This window comes from Pseudomonas sp. WS 5027, from assembly GCF_012985695.1.
Lineage (GTDB): Bacteria > Pseudomonadota > Gammaproteobacteria > Pseudomonadales > Pseudomonadaceae > Aquipseudomonas > Aquipseudomonas hygromyciniae.
This window is the reverse complement of sequence record NZ_JAAQWU010000001.1, coordinates 474,606-493,454: the sequence shown is the minus strand read 5'-3', so window position 1 is coordinate 493,454 and position 18,849 is coordinate 474,606. Positions and strand designations below refer to the sequence as shown.

The 18,849-nt window shown below is 60.7% G+C and carries 17 protein-coding genes; 6 read left to right on the top strand and 11 right to left on the bottom strand.

Annotated elements, in window-relative coordinates; translation table 11 throughout:
* Positions 1–63 precede the first annotated feature (63 nt).
* Positions 64–513 carry a Cd(II)/Pb(II)-responsive transcriptional regulator gene (gene cadR / locus HBO09_RS02275; RefSeq protein ID WP_169991347.1) on the top strand — a complete coding sequence of 150 codons (450 nt, stop codon included), beginning with the start codon at positions 64–66 and terminating at the stop codon, positions 511–513.
* 117 nt (positions 514–630) lie between these two features.
* Here cadR and HBO09_RS02270 read toward each other — a convergent pair whose 3' ends face one another.
* Entirely contained in the window at positions 631–1,602 is a 972-nt protein-coding gene (locus tag HBO09_RS02270; protein WP_169991344.1) for a thymidylate synthase, read from the bottom strand.
* 51 nt (positions 1,603–1,653) lie between these two features.
* Positions 1,654–2,466, bottom strand: a complete 813-nt coding sequence (gene lgt / locus HBO09_RS02265; RefSeq protein ID WP_169991341.1) for a prolipoprotein diacylglyceryl transferase — start codon at positions 2,464–2,466, stop codon at positions 1,654–1,656.
* 213 nt (positions 2,467–2,679) lie between these two features.
* Between lgt and HBO09_RS02260 the strand changes: the two genes are divergently transcribed.
* Positions 2,680–3,426, top strand: coding sequence for an NRDE family protein (locus tag HBO09_RS02260; RefSeq protein WP_169991338.1), 747 nt, complete (start codon positions 2,680–2,682; stop codon positions 3,424–3,426).
* Between the two features lie 90 nt (positions 3,427–3,516).
* Here the strand turns inward: HBO09_RS02260 and ptsP are convergent, their stop codons facing one another.
* Together ptsP and HBO09_RS02250 are read right to left on the bottom strand one after the other, a co-directional pair.
* A complete protein-coding gene (gene ptsP / locus HBO09_RS02255) occupies positions 3,517–5,796 on the bottom strand; it encodes a phosphoenolpyruvate--protein phosphotransferase (RefSeq protein WP_169991335.1) in 2,280 nt (759 codons plus the stop codon).
* A gap of 22 nt (positions 5,797–5,818) precedes the next feature.
* Positions 5,819–6,298: an RNA pyrophosphohydrolase gene (locus HBO09_RS02250; RefSeq protein ID WP_003176750.1), complete on the bottom strand. Its 480-nt coding sequence runs from the start codon at positions 6,296–6,298 to the stop codon at positions 5,819–5,821.
* Positions 6,299–6,441: 143 nt separating this feature from the next.
* Here HBO09_RS02250 and HBO09_RS02245 point away from each other — a divergent pair, with 143 nt between their 5' ends.
* Complete coding sequence (locus HBO09_RS02245; RefSeq protein WP_169991332.1) at positions 6,442–7,098, top strand: HAD family hydrolase; 657 nt, start codon at positions 6,442–6,444, stop codon at positions 7,096–7,098.
* A gap of 128 nt (positions 7,099–7,226) precedes the next feature.
* On the opposite strand, the gene HBO09_RS02240 is transcribed toward HBO09_RS02245, so the two are convergent.
* Entirely contained in the window at positions 7,227–7,640 is a 414-nt protein-coding gene (locus HBO09_RS02240; protein WP_169991330.1) for a DUF2269 family protein, read from the bottom strand.
* A 40-nt stretch (positions 7,641–7,680) separates the two neighbouring features.
* Positions 7,681–9,195, bottom strand: a complete 1,515-nt coding sequence (gene ilvA, locus HBO09_RS02235) for a threonine ammonia-lyase, biosynthetic (RefSeq protein ID WP_169954967.1) — start codon at positions 9,193–9,195, stop codon at positions 7,681–7,683.
* A 136-nt stretch (positions 9,196–9,331) separates the two neighbouring features.
* On the opposite strand from ilvA, the gene rpiA reads away from it, so the two are divergent.
* Positions 9,332–10,003 (top strand): ribose-5-phosphate isomerase RpiA, encoded by a 672-nt coding sequence (gene rpiA, locus HBO09_RS02230; RefSeq protein ID WP_076963671.1) that lies wholly within the window; start codon positions 9,332–9,334, stop codon positions 10,001–10,003.
* Positions 10,004–10,364: 361 nt separating this feature from the next.
* The gene (locus HBO09_RS02225; protein ID WP_169991328.1) at positions 10,365–12,311 is read left to right on the top strand and encodes an autotransporter domain-containing protein; all 1,947 of its coding nucleotides are present in this window, start codon (positions 10,365–10,367) and stop codon (positions 12,309–12,311) included.
* Positions 12,312–12,410: 99 nt separating this feature from the next.
* On the opposite strand, the gene HBO09_RS02220 is transcribed toward HBO09_RS02225, so the two are convergent.
* The 4 genes from HBO09_RS02220 to HBO09_RS02205 all read right to left on the bottom strand — a co-directional run bounded on the left by HBO09_RS02220 (position 12,411) and on the right by HBO09_RS02205 (position 16,721).
* Positions 12,411–13,331 (bottom strand): SdiA-regulated domain-containing protein, encoded by a 921-nt coding sequence (locus tag HBO09_RS02220; protein WP_169991326.1) that lies wholly within the window; start codon positions 13,329–13,331, stop codon positions 12,411–12,413.
* A gap of 121 nt (positions 13,332–13,452) precedes the next feature.
* Positions 13,453–14,373, bottom strand: coding sequence for an SdiA-regulated domain-containing protein (locus HBO09_RS02215; RefSeq protein WP_169991324.1), 921 nt, complete (start codon positions 14,371–14,373; stop codon positions 13,453–13,455).
* Positions 14,374–14,636: 263 nt separating this feature from the next.
* The gene (locus HBO09_RS02210) at positions 14,637–15,302 is read right to left on the bottom strand and encodes a fumarylacetoacetate hydrolase family protein (protein WP_169991322.1); all 666 of its coding nucleotides are present in this window, start codon (positions 15,300–15,302) and stop codon (positions 14,637–14,639) included.
* 24 nt (positions 15,303–15,326) lie between these two features.
* Positions 15,327–16,721, bottom strand: a complete 1,395-nt coding sequence (locus HBO09_RS02205) for an FAD-binding oxidoreductase (protein ID WP_169991320.1) — start codon at positions 16,719–16,721, stop codon at positions 15,327–15,329.
* A gap of 367 nt (positions 16,722–17,088) precedes the next feature.
* Here HBO09_RS02205 and serA point away from each other — a divergent pair, with 367 nt between their 5' ends.
* Positions 17,089–18,318: a phosphoglycerate dehydrogenase gene (serA, locus tag HBO09_RS02200; protein WP_029289418.1), complete on the top strand. Its 1,230-nt coding sequence runs from the start codon at positions 17,089–17,091 to the stop codon at positions 18,316–18,318.
* Positions 18,319–18,381: 63 nt separating this feature from the next.
* Here serA and HBO09_RS02195 read toward each other — a convergent pair whose 3' ends face one another.
* The gene (locus HBO09_RS02195) at positions 18,382–18,819 is read right to left on the bottom strand and encodes a DUF4399 domain-containing protein (RefSeq protein ID WP_038444251.1); all 438 of its coding nucleotides are present in this window, start codon (positions 18,817–18,819) and stop codon (positions 18,382–18,384) included.
* Positions 18,820–18,849 lie beyond the last annotated feature (30 nt).

The following is an 18,849-nucleotide window of genomic DNA, read 5'->3' as shown; positions in this document are numbered from 1 at the left end:
CTGTTGCCAAGTAAAGACCCTGTAGCCACTATAGGGTCAAGCACCCTTTTGGAGATTGCTACGATGAAGATCGGCGAACTGGCAAAACTGACCGACTGCCCGGTAGAAACCATCCGCTATTACGAGAAGGAAGGCCTGCTGCCGCCCCCGGCGCGCAGTGAGGGCAACTATCGGCTGTACACCCAGGCGCACACCGAACGCCTGACTTTTATCCGCAACTGCCGCAGCCTGGACATGACCCTGGAGGAAATCCGCAGCCTGCTGGGCCTGCGCGACAGCCCCCAGGACCAGTGTGAAAGCGTCAATGCGCTGATTGACGAGCATATCCATCACGTCAAGGCGCGGATTGATGGCTTGCTGGCCTTGCAGGCACAACTGATCGACCTGCGCCAGCGCTGTGGCGAAGGGCCGGAGATTGACCAGTGTGGGATTTTGCAGCGGTTGGAGGTCAGTGGGAGTGTGGCGGTCAGTGAGGCGGAGCATTCACATGTGGGTAGAAGCCACGGCCATTAACTAATGTGAACACGGACTAAATGTGGGAGCGGGCTTGCTCGCGAATGCGGCGGATCAGTCAATTAAGATGTCGACTGACACACTGCTTTCGCGAGCAAGCCCGCTCCCACATTTGCCTTAGACCGCCATCGGCGCGGTCATCGGCGCATGGTGCTCATAGCCTTCGAGCGAGAAGTCGCCAGGCTCGACCAACTCCAGCCACTCCGGCTGGTACACCCCAGTCTTGGCAAACTCCGGCACACGCTCGCTGATCACCAGCTTCGGCGCGGCGAATGGCTCGCGCTTGAGCTGTTCGTTGAGCATGTCCAGGTGGTTTTCGTAGACGTGCGCATCACCGATGAAATAGGTGAACCAGCGTGGCGTGTAGCCGGTCAGGCGGCCGATCAGGCTCAGCAGCGCGGCGCCTTCGGTGAGGTTGAACGGCGTGCCCAGGCCCAGGTCGTTGGAGCGGATGTAGAGGGTCAGGGAAATTTCCTTGGTCTCGACATTCGGGTGGAACTGGTACAGCAGGTGGCACGGCGGCAAGGCCATTTCATCGAGCTGGGCGCAGTTCCAGCCGTGGAACAGGATACGCCGGCTGCCCGGGTCCTTGATGATGGTGTCGACACACTGGCGGATCTGGTCGATGGCCTTGTACAGCACCACATAGGCCTGGCCGTCCTCTTCGCCTTCAGCGATTTGGCGATAGCCCTGGGCCAGGGTCTGCTCGATGGCAGCCTGGTTGCTCAACGGGATCTGCTTGTACGCCGGCCACTTGCGCCATTGCACGCCGTAGATCTCGCCCAGGTCATCCTCGCCCTGGCGGAACGGGTTGGCCAGCCACTGCGCGTTTTCGTTAGCGTTCTGGTCCCAGACCTTGCAGCCCAGGGCGCGGAATTCGGCGGCGTTGTTCACCCCGCGCAAAAAGCCGCACATCTCGCCAATCGCTGACTTGAAGGCCATTTTACGGGTGGTGATGGCCGGGAAACCTTCCTGCAGGTCAAAGCGCAACATCGCACCGGGGAAGCTGATGGTGTTCACGCCAGTACGGTTGGCCTGTTTGGTGCCGTTGTTGATGACGTGGGAAACCAGCTCGAGATATTGCTTCATGACATTACCTGTATCGGTGAAGCCGAGGCCCAGAGGCCTCGGCGTTCGAATTTATAGCGCGGTGTTCTTGATCGCCTGCGGGCGATTGTAAGCCCACCAGAGCAAGCCCAGGCCTGCGAGTATCATCGGAATGCTCAGCACCTGACCCATGGTCAGCCAGCCGAACGCCAGGTAGCCCAGTTGCGCATCCGGCACCCGCACGAACTCGACGATAAAGCGGAAGATCCCGTAGAACAGCGCGAACATCCCGGAAACCGCCATGGTCGGGCGCGGTTTGCGCGAGAAGATATAGAGGATCAGGAACAGCGCCACGCCTTCCAGGGCGAACTGGTACAGCTGCGATGGGTGGCGCGGCAGTTGTGCCGGGTCGCTGAACGGCGGGAACACCATGGCCCACGGCACGTCGGTCGGCTTGCCCCACAATTCGGCGTTGATAAAGTTACCGATCCGCCCGGCACCCAGGCCAATCGGCACCATCGGCGCGACGAAGTCCATCAACTGGAAGAATGACTTGCCGTTGCGCCGGCCAAACCACCAGGCCGCGAGCATCACGCCGATAAACCCGCCGTGGAACGCCATGCCGCCCTTCCACACCTCGAAAATCAGGGTCGGGTTGGCCAGGTACGCGCTCAAGTCGTAGAACAGCACATAGCCCAGGCGGCCGCCGACGATCACCCCCATCGACATCCAGAACACCATGTCGGAGAGTTTCTCCTTGGTCCAGGTCGGGTCGAAGCGGTTCAGGCGCCGAGAAGCCAGCAGCCAGGCACCGCCGATGCCGATCAGGTACATCAACCCGTACCAGTGGATTTTCAGCGGACCGATGGCCAGGGCCACCGGGTCGATCTGCGGGTAAGGCAGCATTGCGACTCCTCGTTAAATCATTCGTTATTGCGCACGGACCATGCCGGTGGGCGATTAAGCCTGCGTTACAGCAGTTCGATCAAATGAAGAAGTTCGCCCCCACGCCAAGCAGCCTGGCATGTTAACGGATGGGAGGCATCTGGCCCAACTTCGATACGATGGATAGCCGTCGGTTCTATGGGTAGAGTGAACAAAACACAAAAGGATCGCCTTATGTGCCTGATAGTTTTCGCCTGGAGGCCGGGCCACGCCCAGCCGCTGATCGTCGCGGCCAACCGTGACGAATTCTACGCCCGGCCCAGCCTGCCCCTGGCCCAGTGGCCGGATGCACCGCAGGTTTATGCCGGCCGCGACCAGGAAGCGGGTGGCACCTGGCTGGGGATCGGCGCCGATGGACGGTTTGCCGCGCTGACCAATATCCGTAATCCGCACCAGCCACCGGCGCGCAAGTCCCGGGGCGAGCTGGTGGCACGCTTTCTCAACGGTTCGCTACCGGTTGATGAGTATTTAGCCGATGTTAACGGCAGATCGATTGAATATGCCGGGTTCAACCTGTTGATCGGCACGCGGGACGAGTTGTGGCATTACAACGCCAATGAGTCGACGCCCAAGCAACTGATGGACGGGATCTATGGGTTATCCAATGCAGGCCTGGACACGCCGTGGCCCAAACTGCTCAAAGCCAAGGCCGCGCTGGACGAAGTGCTGGACGATCCGCACCCTGAAGCCTTGCTGGGGATTCTGAGCGACCCGCAGACCGCACCGTTTGCCGAGCTGCCGGATACCGGGGTCGGGCTGGCCACGGAAAGTTTGCTGTCGAGTGTGTTTATCGCCAGCCCCACCTACGGAACACGGGCGAGCACCGCGCTGATTGTGCATGCCGATGGGAGGCGGCGGATGGTGGAACGTAGCTTCGGGCCCCATGGTGGGCGACTCGGCGAGGTAGACATCAACCTGTAGGAGCGAGCTTGCTCGCGAAAAACCTGAGAACGCCGCGGGAATTCAGGCTTCTCGCGTTATCGTTGACGTTTTTCGCGAGCAAGCTCGCTCCTACAGGGTTTTCGTCGCGGTCGGATTGATCATCCGCGCCAACCCGAGGCTTTTCAGGGCCAATTGCAGCGAGCTGTGGATAACTTGCGGATTGTCGATGGTCATCAACTCCGCCAGCAGTTCCTTGGCCTTGCTCAGGTTGATCTGGCGCAGCATCCACTTGACCTTCGGCAAGTTGGTGGCGTTCATCGACAGGCTATCAAAGCCCATAGCCATCAACAGCACCGCCGCTGCCGGATCACCGGCCATTTCCCCGCAGATACTCACCGGCTTGCCTTCGGCATGGGCGTCGCGCACCACGTGTTGCAGGGCTTGCAGCACCGCCGGGTGCAGGTAGTCGTAGAGGTCGGCCACCCGTGGGTTGTTACGGTCCACGGCCAGCAGGTATTGGGTCAGGTCGTTGGAGCCTACCGACAGGAAGTCCACCTGCCGCGCCAGCTCCTTGGCCTGGTATACCGCTGCCGGTATTTCGATCATTACGCCGATCGGTGGCATCGGCACATCGGCGCCTTCATCACGCACTTCGCCCCAGGCCCGGTGGATCAGGTGCAGGGCCTCTTCCAGCTCGTGGGTGCCGGAGATCATCGGAAGCAGAATGCGCAGGTTGTTCAGGCCTTCGCTGGCCTTGAGCATGGCGCGGGTCTGGACGAGGAAAATTTCGGGATGGTCGAGAGTAACGCGGATGCCGCGCCAGCCAAGGAAGGGGTTGTCTTCCTTGATGGGGAAATAAGACAGTGACTTGTCGCCGCCGATGTCCAGGCTGCGCATCGTCACCGGTAACGGATGGAAGGCGGACAGTTGCTCGCGATAGATCGCCAGCTGCTCCTTCTCGCTCGGGAAACGTTGGTTGATCATGAACGGCACTTCGGTGCGGTACAGACCCACCCCTTCAGCGCCACGTTGTTGAGCACGCGCCACGTCCGCCAGCAGGCCAGTGTTGACCAGCAGCGGTACACGGTGGCCGTCGAGGGTCACGCAGGGCAGTTCGCGCAGGGCATCGAGCCCCTGGGACAGCTGGCGCTCCTCCTCGACGATTTCGGCGTACTGCTTGCGCAACACCTCGCTGGGGTTGGTGAAGACCTCGCCACGGTGCCCGTCGACGATCATCGAGATGCCGTCGACCTTGGAGTACGGCAGGTCCACCAGGCCCATTACCGTCGGGATACCCATGGCCCGGGCCAGGATCGCCACGTGGGAGTTGCCCGAACCCAATACCGAGACCAGGCCCACCAGTTTGCCTTCCGGCACTTCGCCGAGCATGGTGGCGGTCAGTTCTTCACTGATCAGGATGGTGTTGTCGGGGTACACCAGGTTGGTGGTGCGGTCTTCCTGCAGGTAGGCCAGCAGACGGCGGCCGAGGTCGCGCACATCCGAGGCGCGCTCGCGCAAGTAGGCGTCGTCCATCAGTTCAAAGCGATTGACGTGATCGGTGACCACCTGGCGCAGCGCGCCCTGGGCCCACTGGCCGGTCTTGATCACGGTCTTGACTTCGTTGCCCAGGGACGCGTCGTCGAGCATCATCTGGTACACGTCGAACAGCGCCCGTTCTTCGGGGCGCAACTGGGTGGCCAGCTTGGTCGACAGGTTGCGCATGTCGGCGCGCACGCCTTCCAGGGCGGTCTTGAACAGTTTGATTTCCGCGTCGATGTCGTCGACGGATTTGTCCGGCACCACGTCCAGGTCGGCCGGGGGCAGCATGACCACTGCGGTACCGACCGCCGCGCCCGGAGAACCCGGCACGCCGACAAACTTGGCCTCCTGGATGCCCTTGCCCTGGCGACCCAGGCCACGAATCGAACCGGTGGCTTCAGCATGGGCGATAACCCCAGCCAACTGCGCACTCATGGTCACAAGGAAGGCTTCTTCCCCTTCGTCGAACTGGCGGCGTTCTTTCTGTTGGATGACCAATACGCCGACAACGCGGCGGTGGTGGATGATCGGTGCGCCGAGGAAGGAGGCGTAGCGTTCTTCGCCGGTTTCGGCAAAGTAGCGATAACGCGGGTGATCGGCCGCGTTTTCAAGGTTCAGGGGTTCTTCACGCGTCCCTACCAGGCCCACCAGACCTTCATTGGGCGCCATGCTGACCTTGCCGATGGAGCGCTTGTTCAAGCCCTCCGTGGCCATCAGCACAAAACGGTTGGTCTCGGGGTCCAGCAGGTAAACCGAGCAGACCTGGCTGCCCATGGCTTCCTTGACGCGCAACACAATAATCCCCAACGCCGCCTTGAGATCCTTGGCGGAGTTAACTTCCTGGACGATCTTGCGCAGCGTATTGAGCATGGCTCGGGGTCGAACTCCGTCGTCAGTCGCGCGCTAAAAGGCGCGGGGCAAGCTCTTTGAGAGCGCGACGATAAACCTCGCGCTTGAATGTCACCACCTGGCCCAACGGATACCAATAACTGACCCAGCGCCAGCCATCGAACTCCGGTTTACCGGTCAAATCCATCCGCACCCGCTGCTCGTTGGAGATCAGGCGCAGGAGAAACCACTTTTGCTTCTGGCCGATGCACAGTGGTTGGCTGTGGGTACGCACCAGGCGTTGCGGCAAACGATAGCGCAACCAGCCTCGGGTACAGGCGAGAATTTGCACATCTTCGCGTTCCAGGCCTACTTCTTCGTTCAACTCGCGGTACAAGGCGTCTTCAGGGGTTTCGTCGGGATTGATCCCGCCCTGGGGAAACTGCCAGGCATCTTGGTTGATACGGCGAGCCCATAGCACCTGTCCGGCATCATTCGTAAGAATAATCCCGACATTTGGACGGAAACCATCGGGGTCGATCACGGCAACAACCTCGCAAACGCATGTCGCCGCATTGTTCCACAAAGCTTGTTGCAGCGGCAACGAGGCTGCTTACCTTATGTGCACTCTTGTGAAAAGACCGTATTCTGGACGCCTTTTTACAGACTTTTCAGCGAGTAACCGCAATGCGCCTGGCTTTATTCGACTTGGACAACACGCTTTTGGGCGGCGACAGTGACCACGCCTGGGGTGATTACCTGTGTGAGCGCGGCATCCTCGATGCCGTTGCCTACAAGACCCGCAACGACGAGTTCTACCAGGATTACCTGGCCGGCAAGCTGGACAACGCCGCGTACCTGAACTTCAGCCTGGAAATCCTCGGCAGCACCGAGATGGCCCAACTCGACGAATGGCACCGCGACTTCATGCGCGACTGCATCGAACCGCTGATGCTGCCCAAGGCGGCTGAACTGCTGGCCAAGCACCGCGCCGCCGGTGACACGCTGGTCATCATCACCGCCACCAACCGCTTTGTCACCGCGCCGATTGCCGCACGCTTGGGGGTAGAAACCCTGATCGCCACCGAGTGTGAGATAGCCGATGGCCGCTATACCGGGCGCAGCACGGATGTGCCGTGTTTCCGCGAGGGCAAGGTGACGCGCTTGAATCGGTGGCTGGAAGAGACCGGGTACAGCCTGGAGAACAGCTATTTCTACAGCGATTCGATGAACGACCTGCCGCTGCTGGAGCAGGTGACTCATGCGGTGGCGGTGGATCCGGATGCGAATTTGCGGGCTGAGGCCCAGAAGCGTGGATGGCCGGTAATCAGCCTGCGCAGCTGATCACCCAAATCCCTGTAGGAGCGAGCTTGCTCGCGAAAAACCTGAGCGCGACACGTTTAATCCGTGGGTACGCGTTATCGTTGACGTTTTTCGCGAGCAAGCTCGCTCCTACAATGGTTTGACGGACGCTAGACCGGCTTGGCGCCCATCAACCCGGCAATCGCCACAAACCCCACCAGGCTGACAATCGCCAGAGCCAGGGTGAACTTCGCGTTGCCCGTACCGCCCAGGCGCAGGCGATTGAGGCGTACCACCAGCCAGAACCAGGCCAGCGCCGCGACGGTGTAGATCACACTGGAGCCCAGGATCCACGTCTGCCCCAATGGCCAGCCGACCAAGTGCACCAGCCACCAGCCGGTGAATGGCATGCTCACCAGGCTTACGCCCATCAACAACCACACAAACAGCCATGGCCGTTGCAATGTAATCGCCGGCCCGGCTGCGCGCTTGCGCCAGCTCAGCACCGCCAGGGCCAGGCCACTGGCCAATAGCAGCACCGTTGCCAGCATGTGGATAGTCTTGAGGGTTGTCAGATATTCCATACTCTCGATTCCTTAAAGGCCGCCCAATCAGCGTAGTCGCTCAACCGAGGAACAGTTGATAGGCCGGATTGTCGCTTTCATCCCAGTACGGGTAGCCAATGGCTTCCAGCGCCGCCGGCACCAGGTGCCGTTCGTTGGCTGGCACTTGCAGCCCCGCCACCACCCGGCCGTCAGCTGCGCCGTGGTTGCGATAGTGGAACATCGAGATGTTCCAGCGGCCGCCCAATTTGTTAAGAAAGTTGAACAAGGCTCCCGGACGCTCCGGGAATTCGAAACGGAACACCACTTCATTGCTGACATGTGCCGCATGCCCACCGACCATATGGCGGATATGCAGCTTGGCCAGTTCGTTCTCGGTCAGGTCCAGCACCGGGAAGCCCTGCTCGCTCAGGCTGGCAATCAATGCGCTGCGCGGGTCGGTTTCCGGGTGGGTCTGCACCCCGACAAAAATGTGCGCCTCGCTGCCGGAGTGGTAGCGGTAGTTGAATTCGGTGATCTGGCGCTTGCCCACGGCCTCGCAAAAGGCCTTGAAGCTGCCTGGGCGCTCGGGGATGGTCACGGCGATGATTGCTTCACGGCCTTCGCCCAACTCGGCGCGCTCGGCCACATGGCGCAGGCGGTCGAAGTTGACGTTGGCCCCGGAATCAATGGCAACAAAGGTCTGGCCGCTGACACCACGGGTCTCCACGTACTTCTTTATCCCGGCCACGCCCAAAGCCCCTGCCGGCTCGGTGATGGAGCGGGTGTCGTCGTAGATATCCTTGATTGCCGCGCAGATTTCATCGGTGCTGACGGTGATGACTTCATCGACATAGTCTTTGCAGATATCGAAGGTGTGCTGGCCGATCTGCGCCACCGCTACGCCATCGGCAAAGATCCCCACGGCCGGGAGTACCACGCGCTCGCCCGCGGCCATGGCGGCTTGCAGGCAGTTGGAGTCGTCCGGCTCGACGCCGATGATCTTGATCTCCGGGCGCAGGTACTTCACGTACGCCGCGATACCGGCGATCAGGCCACCACCGCCGACCGGGACGAAAATCGCGTCCAGCGGCCCCGGGTGCTGGCGCAGGATCTCCATCGCCACGGTGCCCTGCCCGGCAATGGTGTGCGGATCATCGTAAGGGTGAATGTAGACGTAGCCTTTTTCGTCGACCAGTTTCAGCGAGTACGCCAGCGCTTCCGGGAAGGAGTCGCCATGCAGCACCACTTTGCCGCCACGGGAGCGTACGCCTTCGACCTTGATTTCCGGAGTGGTCTTGGGCATCACGATCGTGGCCTTGACCCCCAGCACCTTGGCCGCAAGGGCCAGGCCCTGGGCATGGTTACCCGCCGAGGCGGTGACCACGCCACGCGCGCGTTCTTCGGCGCTCAGTTGGGTCAGCTTGTTGTAGGCGCCGCGAATCTTGAAGGAAAACACCGGCTGCAAGTCTTCACGCTTGAGCCAGACCTTGTTGCCCAGGCGCTCTGAGAGCTGGCGGGCGGTCTGCAACGGGGTTTCCACGGCAACGTCGTAAACGCGCGAGGTGAGGATCTTTTTGACGTACTGTTCGAGCATCGGAAAGCATCACTGGGCGGGTTGGGCAGGGCCGAGGAGTCTAACCCGGCTTTTGGCCGGACGACCACACGAATCCAGAGGTTTTGTTGGGTTATACTCGCGCCCCTCTTTACTCCCCGCCCGTTCCGGAGCCCGCATGACCCAGGATCAACTCAAACAGGCAGTGGCCCAGGCCGCCGTCGATTTAATCCTTCCTAAACTCGACGATAAAAGCATCGTCGGTGTTGGCACCGGCTCCACCGCCAATTGCTTTATCGACGCGCTGGCCCTGCACAAGGGCGCGTTCGACGGCGCCGTGGCCAGTTCCGAAGCCACCGCCGCGCGCCTCAAGGGCCATGGCATTCCGGTGTATGAGCTCAATACCGTGAGCGACCTGGAGTTCTACGTCGACGGCGCCGATGAAAGCGACGAGCACCTGAACCTGATCAAGGGCGGCGGCGCAGCCCTGACCCGCGAGAAAATCGTCGCGGCCGTGGCCAAGACCTTTATCTGCATCGCCGACGCCAGCAAGCTGGTGCCGGTACTGGGCAACTTCCCGCTGCCAGTGGAAGTGATCCCCATGGCCCGCAGCCACGTAGCCCGCGAGCTGGTAAAACTGGGCGGCGACCCGGTGTACCGCGAAGGCGTGCTGACCGATAACGGCAACATCATCCTCGATGTGTTCAACATGCAGATCACCAACCCGGTGGAGCTGGAGACCCAGATCAATGCGATCGTCGGCGTGGTCACCAATGGGTTGTTTGCGGCGCGCCCTGCGGATGTGCTGCTGCTGGGTACCAGTGAAGGCGTGAAAACCCTCAAGGCCTAAGTACACGCAGAACCCCTGTGGGGGCGGGCTTGCTCGCGAATGCAGTGTGTCAGCCAGCAGTTCGGTGACTGGCACACCGCATTCGCGAGCAAGCCCGCTCCCACATTTTTGACCGCGCTCCGTTCGATGGACATGTAACAAAAACGCTACTTTTCGCAGCAGCCTCTCCCCCGCCCGCCCCAATTTGTGCGCCAGGTCACGGCATCTACCGCCGTATCTGGTATCCAATCCGTTACAACTTATAGCCAGGCGACCCTCACTTCCAACAACGCGCCAATTTGCGACCGTCCCACGGAATGAGGCGCGCATTGTGCAATCGGTCCCGCCGAACCACTCCCTCAACCACCTCAAGGAAGACCTTGTGATCAAGCCCCTAGCTCTCGCTGTCAGCGTTGCCTGTGCCCTGCTGTCGACTCAGTCCCATGCCTACGACTACGGCGAGCACGCCAATATCACCCTGGAAAAGCTGATCACCGACTACCCCGGCCGCTACCGAGGCACGGCCAACTTCGCCGGGGCCGCCGACTGGATGCAGAGCCAGATGGGCAGCGCCTATAACATCAGCCGCCAGGACTTCACCTGGAATGGCGGCAGCCGCGCCTCGCAGAACGTCGTGGCCTACGCCGCCGGCACCAAACCGCAATACGTGGTGATTGGCGCGCACTTCGATACCTATTTTGGCCGCCCGACCCTGCAAGGCCTGGACGACAACGGCTCCGGCGCCAGCGTGCTGACCGAAGTGGCGAAGAACCTCGGCGGCCTGCAATTGGAAAACGGCTTGCAGATCGTCGGCTTCGGCGCCGAAGAGGAAGGCCTGCGCGGTTCCCGGGCGTTTGTCGATTCGCTGAGCGCCAGCCAGCGCGCCAATATGCTGGCCATGATCAACCTCGACAGCCTGATCACCGGCGACATGATGTACGCCCACGCCGGCCAGAACAGCACCGCCAACCCGGCCCTGGCGTCGTTGCGCGAGCACACGTTCCAGATAGCCAAGGAATTGAACATCAACCTGTTCACCAACCCCGGCCTGGACGCGAAGTACCCCGCCGGCACCGGTTGCTGCAGTGATGGCGAAGCCTTCGAGGCGCTGAATATCCCGATCCTGTATATCGAAGCCACCAACTGGGAACTGGGCGATCTGGACGGCTACACCCAGACCGACAACCCGGCGATCCCCGGCGGCTCGACCTGGCACGACCCCAAGGAAGACAACAAGACAGTCCTGACCAATGCCTTCGGCCAGGAACGCATCGACCAGCGCCTGCGCGACTATTCGCGCCTGCTCAGCCGCCTGGTGCTGGAGCTGACCAATGCCGACTTGATGGCCTCCACCACCTCCGGCGGCGCGGTTGCGCGCAATATGCAGGACAACCTGCAGCGCCAGCACCAGGCCATGGTGCGTTTGCACGATCGCCGCTGGCTGACGTTGCAATCGGCCAGCCGTGAAGTGGGCAGCTTCGATGGCGAGATCGGCGTGGACGGCGAGTACAACCCGGACAGTGGCTTCGACACCGCTCCCAACCCCGAAGCGCGACGCCTGGGCCTGCATGCACTGGGAGACTATCAACTGAGCAGCAGCTTGAACATCGGCGCCAGCCTCAGCTACCTCAACGGTCGCGACAAACTCGAGCACCGTGGCAAGCTGGAAAGCGACACCTGGCAAGCCGCAGTCTATGCCTTGTTGAACGATGGCGGCCCGACCTGGCTGGCCGGCGACCTGAGCGTGGGCCACAGCAGCTTTGACTCAAAACGCAACCTGGTGATCCAGGCCAATGGCGGCCCCGTGCTGCTTAACCAGCAACTGACTGGCGAGACCGATGCCTTATCCCTGGGCGCCCGCGTGCTTGGCGGCTATGACTTCGACCTGGGTGCGATCAAGACCGGGCCGTTTGCCGGGCTGGATTACAGCCACTCGCGCATCGACAAGTTCCACGAGAAGCAGAACCTGCGCACTGCCCTTGAATATGAAGAACAGTCCTTCGATTCCCTGGAAGCCAGCCTCGGTTGGCGCGTGCGCGGCGCCGTGGCCCTGCCTTACGGCCTGAGCCTGATGCCCTACGGCGACATCGCCTGGGTCAAGGAACTGGCCGACGGCCGCCTGGACGACCTCGACCTGACCGCCCGCGCCGATGGCCAGGCCCGTACCGCACGCCTGGGTTCAGTCGACAAGAGCTTTGGCCGCGCACAGGTCGGCAGCCAATTGGCGATCACCCCGCAGCTTGGGGTGTACGCCGAAGTGAACGGCCGCCTGGGCCACGCCGAAGGCAGCCAGACCGGCTACTCCCTGGGCGTACAGTGGATGTTCTGATCCTTGTAGGAGCGAGCTTGCTCGCGAAAAACTCAAGAACACCGCGCTTAACCAGACACAACGCGTTGGGGTTGACGTTCTTCGCGAGCAAGCTCGCTCCTACAGTGGGTCGGTTTTCTTCTTGAAGACGTAGAACAAGTTCGGCTCACTGACCAGATACAGCGTGCCCTCGTCATCCATGGCAATACCCTCGGCCTGAGGCACGCGCTTCTTCAGGCCATGGCGCCCCTTGAGCAGTGACAGGCTGCTCAAGGGCCGACCGTCGATATCCAATTCCAGCACCAGATACGACTCATCGGACAGCGCCAGCAAGTGGCCGCTGCGCTCATCGTATTGCAGGCTGGACAGGTCGCGCACAAACAGCCCGGCATCGCGCCGGGGGTTGTTGACGACATGGACCGAGTAGGTTTTTTCGGGTTTGAAATGCGGAAACCCATGCACTTCGTAAATCAGCATCGGGTCCCGCTCCTTGGCGACAAACAGGCGCTTGCCCACCGAGTCATAGGCCAGCCCTTCAAACCCTTTATTGCCCTTGAGGTGCACACCCAGGGTCATCTGCTCGGCGTCCGCCGCGTCGAGGAACTGCGTGTCGTCCTCCAGGTGGATCTTGATCAAGCGCTGCTGGCGTTCATCGCTGACCACATAAGTGTTCTCGCTGATGAACTCCACCGCTTCGGCATCGCCAAAACCCACCAGGTTGATACGCCGCAGGATCTTGCCGTCCAGGGACAGCTCGACCAGTTCGGCGTTTTGGTTGGTCACGGTAAACAAGCTCTTGCGCACCGGATCAAAGGTCAGTGCCGACACATCATCGTCCAGGCCGTCGATCACCTGGGCTTCCAGCACCACTTGATAGTCCGCCAGGCCAATGGATCGTTCGTCCACCGGCTGGCGCCAGGTCTGCCAGTTAAACCAGGCACGCTCGAATAAACGAAACTGCTGGGCGACCACGCCCACGGCAACCAGGGCGATCAACAACAGGATAAACAGGGCGGGTTTGGGGCGGGCAAATCGGCGCATGGGGGCTGGCTCAAAGTCAAAACTGGCAAATGAATATCACAGCCATCTGAATTTAAACTTAAACGCAGCGCAGTGTCTGGGGAATGCCGCGCAGAGAGAAGAATCCGACGTAATCAATCGACTATTTCTGTTTCTCGAAGCGGTAGAACAGATTGGGTTCACTGACCATGTACAGCGTGCCGTTTTCGTCCATGGTCACGCCTTCGGCGCGGGGGATCGTATTTTTCAGGCCATTGAAGCCACCAAGCACGGTCATGAAGCTGACTTGCTCGCCTTTTTTGTCCAGCTCCAGCAGCAGGTGGGAGTCGGCGGACAGTACCAACAGGTGGCCGGTACGCGGATCGACACTCAGGGCCGAAAGGTTGCGGATATCCAGCTCGGAGCTGGGCAATTTCTGCTTGTCGCCAGCCAGGGTCTGGCTGCCGTCGCTGGCCCAGGTAAACAGCTGCGCTGGCCGCTCGATACCCAACACCAGCTGTTGATTGCGCTTGTCCCAGGTAATGGCCTCGAATGCCTTGTTCTGGTTCTTGGAGGGGCCCAGGTCGTAGCTCGGGTAGTCTGAGAAATCCAGTTGCCGCGTGTCGGCATCAACCTTGACCAGGGTCACGTTGTGCCGGCGCTCATCCACGATGCCCAGCACGCCGTTTTCCATGACCGTCACGCCTTCCGGGTTGCTCCAGCCCACCAGCGCAATCTTGCGCAGCACATCGCCCTGCAGGCTCAGCTCCACCAGAAACGGGTTCCTGCCCATGACCGCGAACAGGGTCTTGGTCCTGGGGTCGTAGGCCAGATCCGAAGCTTCGTCCTTTTCCATGCCGGGCAACGGCTTGGCGTCGATCACCACCTGATAATCCGGAAGCCAGACGCTCTCCCGACGCTCCATCGGGCTTTCAAACCGCTCCAACACCCACAGCGCGCCCCGGTCATCCCAGTGCATCAACCAGGAAATCCCATACATGACCGCCCCGGCCAGGAACAGCCAGGAGTACCAGCGCATATTCAGGCGCGGGGCGGGTTTCACAGAAGGGAGAGGCACGGCCATGGAGGCATTCCAGATAATCGACTGTAGGTGATAGCCCAGGCTCAGAGCGCCTGCGTGCCATATGGCCAAGGATTATCCGGATGGAGTGTGAAAAAAATGCAAAGCGCCGATTTGCGCAGTACGCACAAATAATCTGTGTACGAGCTTGTGTGGGAGCCGGGCTTGCCCGCGATGCAAGCACCGTGGTGTATCAGGCACACCGCGGTGATGCTATCGCAGGCAAGCCAGCTCCCACACAAGCCGGCGCCTGCAGAGGGATGGGGTTAGCGTACGGAGCTTTCGAAGCGGCTCACGCCGGGCAGTTCCAGCACCAGTTCATCACCCACTTCCAGCGGGCCCACGCCCACAGGCGTACCGGTCAGGATCACATCACCGGCCTGCAGCGAGAAGCAGCCGGCCATGTGCTGGATCATCGGCACGATCGGGTTGAGCATCTGCGCACTGTTGCCGTCCTGGCGCACCTGGCCATTGATGGTCAGGCGAATGCCGATATCGGTCAGATCCGGGAAGGTGCTGCCCACCACGAACGGGGCAATGACTGCCGCACCGTCGAAGGACTTGGCAATTTCCCACGGCAGGCCTTTGGCCTTGAGCTCGGACTGCTTGTCGCGCAAGGTCAGGTCCAGGGCCGGGGCGAAGCCGGAGATGGCGTCCAGCACTTCTTCACGGCTCGGGGTTTTCGACAGGGGTTTGCCGATCAGCACCGCGATTTCAGCTTCGTAGTGCACCGAACCGCGCTCGGCTGGAATGGCAAAGCCGCCTTCCAATGGCACCACGCAACTGCCCGGCTTGATAAACAGCAGGGGCTCGGTCGGCACCGGGTTATCCAGCTCCTTGGCATGTTCGGCGTAGTTGCGCCCGATGCAAACCACTTTGCCCAGCGGGAAGTGGATATTGGTGCCGTCGACGTACTTGTGCTGATAGCTCATGGACCGCTTCCTCTTTCGTGATGGTTAAACAGCGAAGATCTTGCCCGGGTTCATGATCCCGTTCGGGTCGAACACCGCTTTCACTGCCTTCATATATTCGATTTCAACCGGGGAGCGGCTGTAGGTCAGGTAATCACGCTTGGTCATGCCCACGCCGTGTTCGGCGGAGATCGAGCCGTTGTACTTCTCGACGGTTTCAAACACCCACTTGTTGACGGTGGCGCACTTGGCGAAGAACTCGTCCTTGGACAGGTTTTCCGGCTTGAGGATGTTCAAGTGCAGGTTGCCATCGCCGATGTGGCCGAACCAGACGATTTCGAAGTCGGGGTAGTGTTCGCCGACGATCGCGTCGATTTCCTTCAAGAACGCCGGCACTTTCGACACGGTGACCGAAATGTCGTTCTTGTACGGCGTCCAGTGGGAGATGGTCTCGGAGATGTACTCACGCAGCTTCCACAGGTTGTGCAGCTGGGTTTCACTCTGGCTCATCACGCCATCCAGCACCCAGCCCTGCTCGACACAGTGCTCGAAGGTTTCCAGGGCGTGGTTGGCGACTTCTTCGGTGGTGGCTTCAAATTCCAGCAGCGCGTAGAACGGGCATTCGGTTTCGAACGGCGCCGGCACATCGCCACGGCCCATGACCTTGGCCAGGGCCTTGTCGGAGAAAAACTCGAAAGCCGTCAGATCCAGCTTGCTCTGGAACGCGTGCAGCACCGGCATGATCGAGTCGAAGTCGGTGGTGCCGAGCACCATGGCCGTCAGGTTTTTAGGCGCACGGTCCAGGCGCATGGTGGCTTCGACCACAAAACCCAGGGTGCCTTCGGCGCCGATAAACAGCTGGCGCATGTCGTAGCCGGTGGCGTTCTTGATCAGGTCGCGGTTGAGCTCCAGTACATCACCCTTGCCGGTGACAACCTTCATGCCGGCCACCCAATTGCGGGTCATGCCGTAGCGAATAACCTTGATCCCGCCGGCATTGGTGCCGATATTGCCGCCAATCTGGCTGGAACCGGACGAGGCGAAGTCCACCGGGTAGTACAGGCCGTTTTCTTCAGCGACGTTCTGCAATTGCTTGGTGACCACGCCCGGCTGGCACACGGCGGTGCGGTCGGTGAGGTTCACGTCGAGGATCTGGTTCATGTAGTCGAACGACACCACCACTTCGCCATTGGCCGCCACGGCAGCAGCCGACAAGCCGGTGCGCCCGCCGGATGGCACTAACGCCACCTTGTGCGTGTTGGCCCAGCGGACAATAGCCTGCACCTGCTCAATGGTCTTGGGGAAGACGATGGCGGTCGGCGCGGGGGCGAAATGCTTGGTCCAATCCTTGCCGTAAGCCTCCAGGGAGTCGGCATCGGTCAGCACTTTGCCGGGCTCAACCAGGGTCTTTAGCTCATCAATCAGGGCAGGATGGGTCATCGACAGAACTCTCGAACAATTCATGGTCATCCTGAGAACGCTTCACGTCGCAGGAATGAGTGTTTAGCGGGGCGCGTATGCTAGCATACCGCCCCCGCAGGACAGAGCCCAAGGGCGTTTCTGCGGTGACGGCTTTCCTGCCGTCCGGGTCAGCTCTGTGCCCTGATTTACCAATACGTTTCTGTTTGGCGAGTGGCTGTTGTCGTCAGGCAAGGCCCCGCGACGACTCATAGCCTGGCTATGGGGAGGAGCGGCAACGCAGCATGACGGCAACAGACGCCGTCAAACGGGAACAGTATTGGTGAATCAGGGCACATCCGGCGATCCGATTCCCTGCCATTTTTCTCCGGGACACAGGTTTACGCAGATGAGCAAGACTTCTCTCGATAAGAGCAAGATCAAGTTCCTTCTTCTGGAAGGCGTCCACCCATCGGCCGTCGACGTCCTAAAGGCCGCCGGGTACACCAGCATTGAGTACATCACCAGTTCTCTGCCGGAATCCCAGCTCAAGGAAAAGATCGCCGACGCGCACTTTATCGGCATTCGCTCCCGCACCCAGCTGACCGAAGAGATCTTCGATCACGCCAAGAAGCTGGTGGCTGTCGGCTGTTTCTGCATCGGCACCAACCAGGTCGACCTCAATGCGGCGCGCGAGCGCGGTATCGCGGTGTTCAACGCCCCGTACTCCAACACCCGTTCCGTGGCGGAGCTGGTATTGGCCGAAGCCATCCTGTTGCTGCGCGGCATCCCTGAGAAGAACGCTTCCTGCCACCGTGGCGGCTGGATCAAAAGCGCGGCCAACTCCTTCGAAATCCGGGGCAAGAAGCTGGGTATCGTTGGTTACGGCTCGATTGGTACCCAGTTGTCGGTACTGGCCGAAGGCCTGGGCATGCAGGTGTTCTTCTACGACACCCTGACCAAGCTGCCTTTGGGCAACGCCACCCAGGTGTCGAGCCTGACCGAGCTGCTGGGCATGTCCGATATCGTGACCCTGCACGTGCCGGAAACCGCTGAGACCCAGTGGATGATCGGCGAGAAGGAAATCCGCGCCATCAAGAAGGGCGGGATCCTGATCAACGCCGCACGCGGCACCGTGGTCGAGCTCGATGCCCTGGCCGACGCGATCAAGGACAAGCACCTGATCGGCGCCGCCATCGACGTGTTCCCGGTGGAGCCGCGCTCCAACGACGACATCTTCGAAAGCCCGCTGCGTGGCCTGGACAACGTGATCCTGACCCCGCACATCGGCGGTTCCACCGCAGAAGCCCAAGCCAACATCGGCCTGGAAGTGGCAGAGAAGCTGGTCAAGTACAGCGACAACGGTACGTCGGTGTCCTCGGTCAACTTCCCGGAAGTGGCCCTGCCGGCTCACCCTGGCAAGCACCGCCTGCTGCACATCCACCAGAACATTCCTGGCGTGATGATGGAGATCAACAAGGTCTTCGCGGAAAACGGCATCAACATCTCCGGTCAGTTCCTGCAGACCAACGAGAAGGTTGGCTACGTGGTGATCGACGTCGACGCCGAGTACTCGGACCTGGCGCAAGAGAAGCTGCAGCACATCAGCGGTACTATCCGTAGCCGCGTGTTGTTCTAAGGTTTCAAGCGCGCCACAAAAAAGGGAGCCCCGCGGGGCTCCCTTTTTTCGTCTGAACAAATCTTACTTGACGGTAACGGTGATCACTTTTGAAGCTACAGTAGGTTCAAACTGACGGTGAACGTTATCGCCCGCCACCAGTTGCAGGGTGTGCTTGCCTGGGGCCAGGGTCAGTTCGGTCTTGGTTTGCGCCTTGCCGAAGTGGATCACGGTATCGGTGGCCGGGATCGGCTGGCTTGGGTCAGGCAATTGCGCCTGGTCGACCAGCAGGTGGTGATGGCCTGCACCCGGAACTTGTTTGTCGATGGGCTCAAGGTCCATGCCCTTGATGCCAAACTCAACTGTGAAGGTCTTGTCGACCGTAGCGCCATCCTTGGGCGAGACAATAAACACTTCAGCGCCCTTGGGCGCAGGTGTACGTGGGATATCGGCGGCAGACGCCAGCATGGAAGCCCCCAGCAAAAGACTGGCCAGGGTTGCACGAGACAAAATGGCTTTCATTAACTTCTCCAGTTTTTCTGTGAAATCTGT